The following is a 9599-nucleotide window of genomic DNA, read 5'->3' on the forward strand; positions in this document are numbered from 1 at the left end:
ATTATTTTTACCAATAGCGCCGTTTTGCGCCATCGCTACAATCATTGAAATATTTTGATGAATCATTGCAGGTGTTCAAATGAAAGTTTGAGAAATAAAACCAAGCTTACTATACTGAAACTTTCCCCGGAATATGCGGGTGAGCATCGTAATTGACCAGCTCGAAATCTTCGTATTTAAAGTCAAAAATTGATTTAACATCCGAATTAATTTTCATTTGAGGCAACGCCTTTGGTTCTCTGGATAATTGCAATTTAACTTGCTCCAGGTGGTTGAGGTAAATATGCGTGTCGCCGCCGGTCCATACGAAATCTCCCGGTTCCAGATCACAAACCTGGGCCATCATCAGCGTCAGCAAGGCATAGGATGCAATGTTGAAGGGAACTCCCAAAAATACATCACAGCTCCGTTGGTACAATTGGCAGGATAGTTTGCCATCGGCAACATAGAATTGAAATAACAGGTGACAAGGAGGGAGGGCCATTTGATCGATCTCGCCAACATTCCAGGCGCTTACGATATGGCGGCGCGAGTTTGGATTGTTTTTGATGGCCTCAACAACCTCGGTTATCTGGTCGATATGCCGTCCGTCGGGTGTTGGCCACGAGCGCCACTGGTAGCCATAAACATGTCCTAAATTACCATTTTCATCAGCCCACTCATTCCAAATGCGAACACCGTTATCAGTCAGGTATTTGATGTTGGTGTCGCCTGCCAGGAACCATAGTAACTCATGAATGATCGATTTTAGATGTAGCTTTTTAGTGGTCAGGACCGGAAAGCCTTCTGCCAAATTAAAACGCATCTGGTGACCAAAAACACTGATCGTTCCGGTTCCGGTTCGATCTTCTTTTTTTGTGCCGTTTTCTAAAATATGATCCAGTAAATCAAGGTATTGCTTCATGTTTCTTGCTTCAATGTGTAAAGTCCAAATTTCGAGCAGCAAGTTACTGGTTTTCGACAGAATAGCAAAGGCAGGCGATAAAACAAAAAGGTGTTCATTACGAACACCTTTCTTACTCACTTATTAGAAACAAACCTCAACTCAGGAGGGAATATCTTTTCTTTTAATCCACTGCCATCAAACCAAAGTCCGGGATTTTGATTTGAAGCAATCAGTAGCTTTCCATCTTTTTCCTGAAGCGCGTCAATCTTTATTGGTTTTTGAAGATTTTTTCCTTCTATTGTTAGGCTGAAAACAGGATTCTCTTGTTTGTCCGGTTCTCCGAACTTGTAATGTTTCAGGTTTTGAATGGAAGAAAGAAATGAAGCCACCTTGGCTGAGTCTGTGTGTATTTGCGGGATCGACCACTTTTTATCCAGTTTTTCTAAAACGAATGAGCTGTCGGCCGGGTAGCTGAATGTTAGTTTGTCCCAATCATTTTTATTTGATTTGATGACTGTTTTATCTTTAAAATCATCTGCTTTATGCTTTAAGCCGGATGCCTGTATCCCTTGAATACCATAAGTTGCGGGCTCGCCTGAAACCCGGATGTAGGTTGTTTGCTGTTGACTTGAATAGCTTGTTTTGCCAAGATCCAAATCGGCTTTAAGCTGATTGCCCGAAAATACCCTGAGGTGAGTTGATAGCGAATCGTTGACCTGGTAGTGTGCCCAGCGCTTTTTGTTGGTCGACGCAATGCTGCTTGCTTTTAAATGGGCTGCATTGTTGATGACCGATTCAACAACTGAACGGTCCGCATTATAGGTTTTATTATGGAACTGAAGTTGCCAGTTTTCGCCTGTTTTTTTGAGCGAGATGGCTTCTTTTGTTGCAGTGCCGGGACATAGCTCGAAGTGATCGATTTCGTCGGGATTAAGGTTTGATAATTCATTCTTGAATGATCGGTTGCCTTTCGATCGATCGATTAGATGGGTAATAATAACCAAGGCGAGTAAGCCGGCAAATATGATTAAAATTGTTTTGAAACTTATTTTTCGAAACATGATACGTTGTTTTTGTTAGATGAAATCTTCCTTCATTCGTTTGCGCCGAATAATTCTGTTTTTCTCCATTCTGAAAATTCCGTAAGCAATAATCAGGATAATTGGCAACAGAAAGTTCAGGTATTTCAACATGGTTTTTGTGCTGTCTTTTAGTTGCTCCAGTGGGCGTGTGGTTATTCCTTTTGTGCGCAGAGCAATCAGGCCCGTGTCGTCCGACAGGTAATCAACCGAATTGACCATCAGGTTGATGTTGTCCGGGTTCTGCTGGTGGGCTTGTTGCCCGTACCCGTTCACTGCAAAATCGCCGTCGCCAACCAAAATAATTCGTGAGTTGGCCGGGCCGTCGATTTTCCCTTCGAGTAAGGCTGCTAAAGTTTGGCTCTTCAGCGGAAAATCGTTCTCTCCCCATTTCTTTTGAATATTGAAGTACATCGGCACCTTCACATCTCCCGATTTTTCGGAACTCATAACCAATGGTTGATAGTGAAGTGTTGAATCGCCGGTATAGGTGATTGGGCTCACAAACTGAAAGCTGACATTTTCCAACCCGTCGGTTACGGCATTCTTTGCGAACGTTTGGGCAACCGGTAAATATGGAAAGGCCATTTGGGTGTTAAATGAAAACATGCCCTGTTGTTGGCGAAGGGTGACCTTCCCGCAGGTTGCGTCGGTCACAAATGATGGTGAAATGATCAAGCCTTTTTTCTTCAACCAACTGTCGACACCTGTTGGTACAGCATAACCTCTCGACTGACTTAAATCTCCTTCAACTTCGTTTAAGGCAATGTAAAGATTACCTCCCTGGCTCAAATAGTCGTCAAGCATTTGCAAGTGCGACTGGGGTATTGAATCCTTCGGGGCAATCAGGCAAAGTGTTTTGTATTTGTCTAACTTGGTTGAGTCGGTGAGATTTACTGGTTCAACATTGTAAAGCACGTCGAGGCCTGCCATGGCTTGTTGAAATTCAGAAGTGGTTGGTTCGCCATTTCCTTGTAAAAAGCCGATTGTGGGCTTGTCTGTGATGGTCAGCTTCTCAATCGCTGTTGATAGTGCATACTCCATTGCCGTACCTTGTTGTATAAACGGAATGGTTTCTGTTTTGTCGCCATATTTTACGATTGCTCCGAGATATGCTTTCTTTTGTACGGCCTGATCTTTTTCCCGTACGTTTATCATCACTGGGTTAATTCCAGCCCTCACAGCTTCTTGTTCCGTTTTCTCGTCCTTGTTCGGGTTGATAAATTCGTACACGACATTTCCGCCCGAAGCGTTGGCGTATTCTATCAGTAAATCTTTAAAATCAGTTCTGGCTTCACTGATCTGTGGCGGCAAATCTTCGGAAAAGTATGCCGTAACCGTTACGGGATCATCAAGATCGTTCAAAATGTCTTTTGTAGCCTCGCTTAAGGTGTAGCGTTTATCGCCGGTAAAATCAAGTCTGAAAAAGAAACGGTTGGCAAGTATGTTTACCAGGATCAGGATACCTGCGATAACGATTAAATATATGCTTACAGATTTCTTTGAATTCATGCTGAGTATAGTTTATCAGTTTCGTTTGGATAGTACAGCTTCGGTGCCGAATAAGCCAAGACCTATAATAGAAAGGAAATAGATGATGTCTTTGGAGTCGATCACGCCACGGGCAATTGATTCGAAATGTGTGGATAAGCTCAGGTAGTTGAAAACCTCACCACTAATACCTGATAGGCTGCTTGCGAGAGCTCCGAATATAATATGGAAGAAAATGCCAATAAGCAGAGCCAGCAAAAATGCAACAATCTGGTTGTTGGTGATGCTGCTTGTAAATAGGCCAATACTGATATAGGCAGAACTCATCAGAATGAGTCCGAGGTAGCCGCTAATGACAGCTCCGTGATCAACAGGGCCAAGTTGAGCCACCGTGATGTAATATGGAAGTGTTAATACCAGCGCCACAACAATGAGCAATAGCACTGCCAGGAACTTCCCACAGATGATTTGCCAGTCGCTTACCGGTTTGGTCAGAAGCATTTCTAAGGTTCCCGTCTTTTTTTCTTCGGCAATCATTTTCATGGTCAGAGCCGGGATGAAAAAGAAGAGTGTCCAGTAGGCAATGCTGAAAAATGTTTGAAGACTTGCTTGGTTGACGTAGAATACATCGCCACCGTAAAGCCAGGTGAAGAGTCCGCTGAAACCCAAAAAACCGACAAGCATGATGTACGCCATCAGGGAATCGAAAATCGCTTGCAGTTCGCGTTTCGTAATGGTCAATATTTGTTTCATCTGTTGTTTGTTTTAAGGTTTTAGTTCATTGTTACTTCACGGAAGATATCTTCCAGCTTGGTCTCGGTAGGTATCATTTCCGAGATGTACCACTCATTTTCAACGCAAAGGTTAAAAATGGCCTGCGCTGAGTTCATGCCGTCTTTGCTGTGAATCTCATAGCGATTTTCACTGGGGCTAATGCACTCTGCAGTTAAAACGGTTGGTAAAGCTTTTAAGGCATCGAATATTTGTTGGTTGTCGCCATTGGGGATTTGCAGGCGAAGAATCTCGTTTCCTTTTGCGCGTTTGCGAAGTTGTTCAGGGCTTCCGTCGGCAACAATTTTGCCTTTGTTGATGATGAGGATCCGGTCGCAGGTTGCTTCGACTTCTGCAAGGATATGGGAGCTTAAGATGACGGTTTTCTCCCGGCCAATCTTTCGGATGAGTTCCCGGATCTCCACAATTTGGTTGGGGTCAAGCCCAGTGGTGGGTTCATCTAAAACAAGGACTTCCGGATCGTGAATCAGGGCCTGAGCTAAACCAACTCGCTGGCGATACCCTTTTGACAGCTCGCGGATTTTTTTGTGTTTTTCGTCTTTCAGACCACAAATTTTCACCATCTCGACAACGCGCTCGTTCAGTAATTCGGGAGGCACACCTTGTAGCTCAGCTGCAAATTTTAAATAATCGATCACTGGCATGTCGAAGTAAAGCGGATTGTTTTCGGGAAGATAACCAATGTGTTTTTTGACTTCATCAGGGCTTTCTTTCACCGATAGCCCTCCAACTTTAATATCTCCTTCGTTGGGAGAAAGGTAACAGGTAATTGCCTTCATTGTGGTCGATTTCCCTGCTCCGTTAGGTCCCAGAAAGCCCAAAACTTCACCCGTTTTAACACTGAAGCTTAACGTGTCAATGGCTTTCTGCATACCGTAAATTTTGGTAACTTGATCAACTACGATATCCATTTAAAGCGGTTTTTTAATTTTGGGAAATGAATTTAAAAAGAATGCTTTCTGATGATTCTCTGTTTAACATTGCTTAACGGAGCTCGAACAGGATTAACGATTATTTACAGAATTGGAAGGAAAACAGAGCTGTACGTTTACGAACGTTTGCAATTGAGGAGGAGGTGGACAAAAAAAGAAGCGCGTAACATAAGTACGCGCTTCAGCAAAGGGTTTTTAGATAGATAGTATTATTCAAATATCTCCTGTTCTTGGACAAACCCTTCAGATACTACTGTCATTCTGATATTTTGCTTGTTTACAACTTGCCCCGTCAGGAGAACAGCGGGAATTAAGCGGTGACCGTTGTTTACGGTATAGCTCATATTATCAGATGGATTTTTTCCTTTCGCTAATTTTATTGCGGCATCGGCAGCATTGTAGGCCATAGAAACAATCGGTTTATATACCGTGATCGTTTGATTGCCCAAAATGATATTCCTGATGGCACCAATGTCGGCATCTTGTCCGGCAACCAATACTTTTCCGGCGAGACCTGCCTGCTGGAGCTCTTTAATAGCCCCGCTTGCCAAGGCATCGTTTCCTGCAATGATGGCATCGATTTTTGTTCCATTGTCAATGATTCCTTTAATCATTTGGTAGCCGTCGTCTGAATCCCAGTGCTTGACAAATTTGTTTCCGACAATTTTAATATCCCCTTTATCGACCAGTGGCTGAAGGATATTCATCCATCCTAAGTATAGTTGATAGGAGTTATTGTCACTTGTTGGACCACCGATTAGTACGTAATTGCCTGATGGTTCAATGGATGTTAGAAACCGGGCTTGTTTTTCTCCGATATCAATCGCATCGGTAGATACATAGAAGTCGATATCGGCGTCCCGAATTAAACGGTCGTAGGAAATGACAGGAATATGTCTGCTTTTGGCCATTTTCACGATTCCTTCGGCAACGACCATATCCACAGGTATAATAACTAATACATCAACACCTTGGTTGATTAGTTCCAATGCTTGCTGGAACTGTACATCAGGATTGGAATCAGCAACTTTTACAATGACTGTTCCTTTGTTTTCTTCCACCTTTTCAACAAAGGCGTCGCGGTCTTTTACCCAACGTTCCCTGGCAATTGTATCCATTAATAACCCGATCTGAGGTTTTTGATTACAACCGGCAAGAAGCAAAAAGACCATCATAATCTGTACGAAAAATGTGATTTGCTTCATAACGGAGAGATTTTGATTAATACTAACCTCTGTTACGAATATTAAAACCAATATGTTAAGGTTTTAAAAACATCTGATTTATTGTAACCTTGCAATGCGTAATCTGCAGTGCTTGATTTGTTTGCGTTGGCTGCTAAAATGAAAGATTCTTACCCGAACACAAAGGAGCTGATAAGAATCTTTCAATATATTATTTAAGGCTAGTTTTTTTAGCCTAGAATCATCCCAATGATTGTAGCAGACATTAATGAGGCAAGGGTTCCGGCCAAAAGGGCATACATGCCGAGTTTGGATAGAACGACACGTTTTCCCGGAGCCAGTGCTCCAATTCCCCCGATTTGAATCCCGATGGAGGCGAAGTTGGCAAAACCACAAAGAATATAGGTTGCCATGATGATGGATTTGTGCTCCATAAATGCTCCGGCACCTTTTAAATCGGAAAGGCTGATGTATCCGATAAACTCGGTGAGGATCAGTTTTTCACCTAACAGACGACCAACAAGCATAATATCCTGAGAGCAAACCCCAATTAACCACATAATGGGGGCAAATAAATAGCCTAGCAGGAATTGCAATGAAAGCTCAGAAAATCGCCCGTCTGTATTGGTTGCAATGATTTCATTCAGATGAGTCATCGATCCAACAAAGCCGAGAATGTAATTCAGCATAGCGATTAAGGCTAAGAACGCCAGGAGCATGCCGGCTACGTTTACGGCAAGTTTTAAGCCCTCGCTTGTTCCGTTTGTAATGGCATCCAGAACATTGCTTCCTATTTTATCTTTACTTATTTCTACCTCCTGGTTAACAGCTTCGGTATTAGGAACCAACATTTTCGAAAAAATTACAGCAGCAGGTGCTGCCATTACCGATGCTGTTAGCAAATGCTTGGCAAACTCGAGCCGAAGAACGGGATCGTTGCCACCCAGCATGCCGATGTATGCAGCCAAAACCCCACCTGCCAAAGTTGCCATTCCTCCGGTCATCACGAGCATGATTTCGGAGTTGTTCATCTTGGCGAGATAAGCTTTAATCATCAAGGGCGATTCGGTTTGGCCAAGAAAGATATTTCCGGCGACCGACAGCGATTCTGCTCCCGACAGCTTCATTAAACGGGTAAATACCCAAGCCATCGCCCATACTACCCGCTGAATGATCCCCCAGTAAAATAGCAGGCTGGTTAGTGCCGAAAAGAAAATGATGGTTGGTAGAATTTGAAAAGCGAAAATGGTTCCAAAGGTTGAGCTGTCGACCAGTGAACCAAAGAGGAACTCGCTCCCGACTTTGGTAAAATCGAGAATTTTCACGAAGATCTTACCGAAAAATTCAAACCCAACCCGGATGAAAGGAACGTAAAGGACACCGATTGCCAGGACGATCTGAAAAATCAATCCTACCCCGACAGTTTTCCAAGGAATATTTTTCCGGTCTTTCGAGAATACCCAGCCGATAGCCAGCAAAACGATCATGCCCAGCAAACCTCTCAGTATGGTTTGAATACTGAATGCGTGTTCCCGATCGCGGGATAACAGGATGTTGGCGGTGGCTTTCTTTGCCTTTTCGACTTGTGGCGTATTGGGAGCCTCGTTTTCAGTTTGAGCCTGTACGACTGCGCCGGGAACCGACGTGGCAGTATCGGCTTGTGTAGCTGCGTGTGCCGGAAATGTGCCGATTGTAAAAATCAACAACATCATCCAAAGGGTGAACTGTTTCATGGGGTTGCGAATTATTTTCGTCTTATTTTTTTCGTCGGTTGAGCTCGTCCCTTACCCTGGAGGCCCGCTCGTAATCTTCGTTGCGGATGGATTCATCCAGCATCTCATTGAGCTCGGTCTCGTTGTAGCGTTCAAATTCAGACTCACCTTTGTGCTCCGGTGAGGCTTGCTGCGTGAACTCAACGTCCGATGGGCTTTCGGGGTCTAAAATTATACCTGCTTTGCGGAGGATTTCCTCGGTTGTATAAATGGGACATTTAAATCGTAAGGCTAATGCTACAGCGTCGGACGTTCTGGAGTCAACACGAATTTCCTGGGCACCCATTTCGCAAACCAGTTCCGAAAAAAAGATTCCTTCTTCCAATTTGTAGATGACCACTTCCGTTACATTAATGTCGAAAGCAACAGCAACATTCTTGAATAAGTCGTGGGTTAATGGGCGAGGTGGTTTTAAACCTTCCAGTTGAATCGCAATTGCTTGTGCTTCAACCGGACCGATGATGATAGGGATACGACGGTCGCCTTCTTCTTCTGCTAAAACCAAAGCATAAGCACCAGACTGAGTCTGACTAACTGATAAGCCTAAAATGTTTAATCGAATTTTATGCATAAAGTATAAAACATCGGGGGATGAATGGAACAAATATAACAATTGTTTTAGTGTAATAAAGCTGTTATGGGGCTAAAATGTCCCTGTTTAATTGGTTCCCTTCAGTTTGTTGGATCGTTATTTTGGTAAGTAGTTCTCTTTGGGTTTGAATTAATCGACTTTCTTACAATCTTTTGAGGCCTGTTAAAGTTTGGGTTTGAGGTCGAAAAAACTTTCTAATTGTTTGGTAGTCATCAAAAAATATCTACTTTTGCAGTCCGAAAGTTTCGAGTAGGCTCTAAAAAGAGGATTTTTGAAGACAGGGATCCCGCCTTCCGGACAAAATTATTAAACGTTCAATTGATGTACGCTATTGTAGAAATTGCAGGACAACAATTTCGTGTTGAAAAAGACAAAAAATTGTTTGTTCACCGCCTTGAAACAGCAGAAGGCGAAGCTGTAGAATTTGACAAAGTACTTTTAACTGACAATGATGGAACTATCGCAATTGGTACTCCTGTTGTTGAAGGTGCTAAAGTAAAAGCTAAAGTATTGGAACACCTAAAAGGTGAAAAAGTGATTGTTTTCAAAAAGAAACGTCGTAAAGGATACAAGAAGAAAAACGGTCACCGTCAGTACTTGACTCAAATTCAGATTGAAGAAATTATTGGATAACCCTTAAAAACATTTATTAACCATGGCTCATAAGAAAGGTGTCGGTAGTTCGAAGAACGGACGCGAATCGGAAAGTAAACGACTTGGCGTAAAAATCTACGGCGGTCAGGTTTGCAAGGCTGGCAACATTTTGGTTCGTCAGCGTGGTACAGCTCACAATCCTGGTAATAATGTAGGTATGGGAAAAGATCATACTTTGTTTGCCCTGATTGATGGTACTGTTGTTTTCAAAAAGAAA

General features: G+C 42.9%; 10 protein-coding genes. 2 read left to right on the forward strand and 8 right to left on the reverse strand.

Annotation, left to right across the window (positions count from 1 at the left end; genetic code table 11):
• Nucleotides 1-109: 109 nt before the first annotated feature.
• The 8 genes from AC37HE_RS17060 to AC37HE_RS17095 form a co-directional block, all read right to left on the reverse strand.
• On the reverse strand, nucleotides 110-904 hold the full coding sequence (locus AC37HE_RS17060) for a thymidylate synthase (RefSeq protein WP_500784322.1): 795 nt from the start codon (nucleotides 902-904) through the stop codon (nucleotides 110-112).
• A 116-nt stretch (nucleotides 905-1020) separates the two neighbouring features.
• A complete protein-coding gene (locus tag AC37HE_RS17065) occupies nucleotides 1021-1947 on the reverse strand; it encodes a DUF4340 domain-containing protein (RefSeq protein WP_500784323.1) in 927 nt (308 codons plus the stop codon).
• Between the two features lie 15 nt (nucleotides 1948-1962).
• The gene (locus tag AC37HE_RS17070; RefSeq protein WP_500784324.1) at nucleotides 1963-3477 is read right to left on the reverse strand and encodes a GldG family protein; all 1515 of its coding nucleotides are present in this window, start codon (nucleotides 3475-3477) and stop codon (nucleotides 1963-1965) included.
• Nucleotides 3478-3492: 15 nt separating this feature from the next.
• Nucleotides 3493-4209, reverse strand: a complete 717-nt coding sequence (locus AC37HE_RS17075; RefSeq protein ID WP_500784325.1) for an ABC transporter permease subunit — start codon at nucleotides 4207-4209, stop codon at nucleotides 3493-3495.
• A gap of 20 nt (nucleotides 4210-4229) precedes the next feature.
• Nucleotides 4230-5159 carry an ATP-binding cassette domain-containing protein gene (locus AC37HE_RS17080; protein WP_500784326.1) on the reverse strand — a complete coding sequence of 310 codons (930 nt, stop codon included), beginning with the start codon at nucleotides 5157-5159 and terminating at the stop codon, nucleotides 4230-4232.
• Between the two features lie 230 nt (nucleotides 5160-5389).
• Entirely contained in the window at nucleotides 5390-6385 is a 996-nt protein-coding gene (locus AC37HE_RS17085; protein ID WP_500784327.1) for a substrate-binding domain-containing protein, read from the reverse strand.
• A gap of 209 nt (nucleotides 6386-6594) precedes the next feature.
• Nucleotides 6595-8097 (reverse strand): NupC/NupG family nucleoside CNT transporter, encoded by a 1503-nt coding sequence (locus AC37HE_RS17090; RefSeq protein ID WP_500784328.1) that lies wholly within the window; start codon nucleotides 8095-8097, stop codon nucleotides 6595-6597.
• A 22-nt stretch (nucleotides 8098-8119) separates the two neighbouring features.
• Nucleotides 8120-8707 (reverse strand): bifunctional nuclease family protein, encoded by a 588-nt coding sequence (locus AC37HE_RS17095; protein WP_500784329.1) that lies wholly within the window; start codon nucleotides 8705-8707, stop codon nucleotides 8120-8122.
• Between the two features lie 219 nt (nucleotides 8708-8926).
• Here AC37HE_RS17095 and rplU point away from each other — a divergent pair, with 219 nt between their 5' ends.
• Nucleotides 8927-9361, forward strand: coding sequence for a 50S ribosomal protein L21 (gene rplU, locus AC37HE_RS17100; RefSeq protein ID WP_500784330.1), 435 nt, complete (start codon nucleotides 8927-8929; stop codon nucleotides 9359-9361).
• Between the two features lie 22 nt (nucleotides 9362-9383).
• The coding region (rpmA, locus tag AC37HE_RS17105; RefSeq protein ID WP_500784331.1) for a 50S ribosomal protein L27 at nucleotides 9384-9599 on the forward strand (216 nt) is incomplete at its 3' end.

The organism is Mangrovibacterium sp. (assembly GCF_059905295.1).

Coding starts and splice junctions, on each gene's coding strand:
- AC37HE_RS17085 (WP_500784327.1), bottom strand. CDS start 6,385: ATGAAGCAAATCACATTTTTCGTACAGATTATGATGGTCTTTTTGCTT.
- AC37HE_RS17090 (WP_500784328.1), bottom strand. CDS start 8,097: ATGAAACAGTTCACCCTTTGGATGATGTTGTTGATTTTTACAATCGGC.
- AC37HE_RS17065 (WP_500784323.1), bottom strand. CDS start 1,947: ATGTTTCGAAAAATAAGTTTCAAAACAATTTTAATCATATTTGCCGGC.
- AC37HE_RS17080 (WP_500784326.1), bottom strand. CDS start 5,159: ATGGATATCGTAGTTGATCAAGTTACCAAAATTTACGGTATGCAGAAA.
- AC37HE_RS17075 (WP_500784325.1), bottom strand. CDS start 4,209: ATGAAACAAATATTGACCATTACGAAACGCGAACTGCAAGCGATTTTC.
- AC37HE_RS17070 (WP_500784324.1), bottom strand. CDS start 3,477: ATGAATTCAAAGAAATCTGTAAGCATATATTTAATCGTTATCGCAGGT.
- AC37HE_RS17060 (WP_500784322.1), bottom strand. CDS start 904: ATGAAGCAATACCTTGATTTACTGGATCATATTTTAGAAAACGGCACA.
- AC37HE_RS17095 (WP_500784329.1), bottom strand. CDS start 8,707: ATGCATAAAATTCGATTAAACATTTTAGGCTTATCAGTTAGTCAGACT.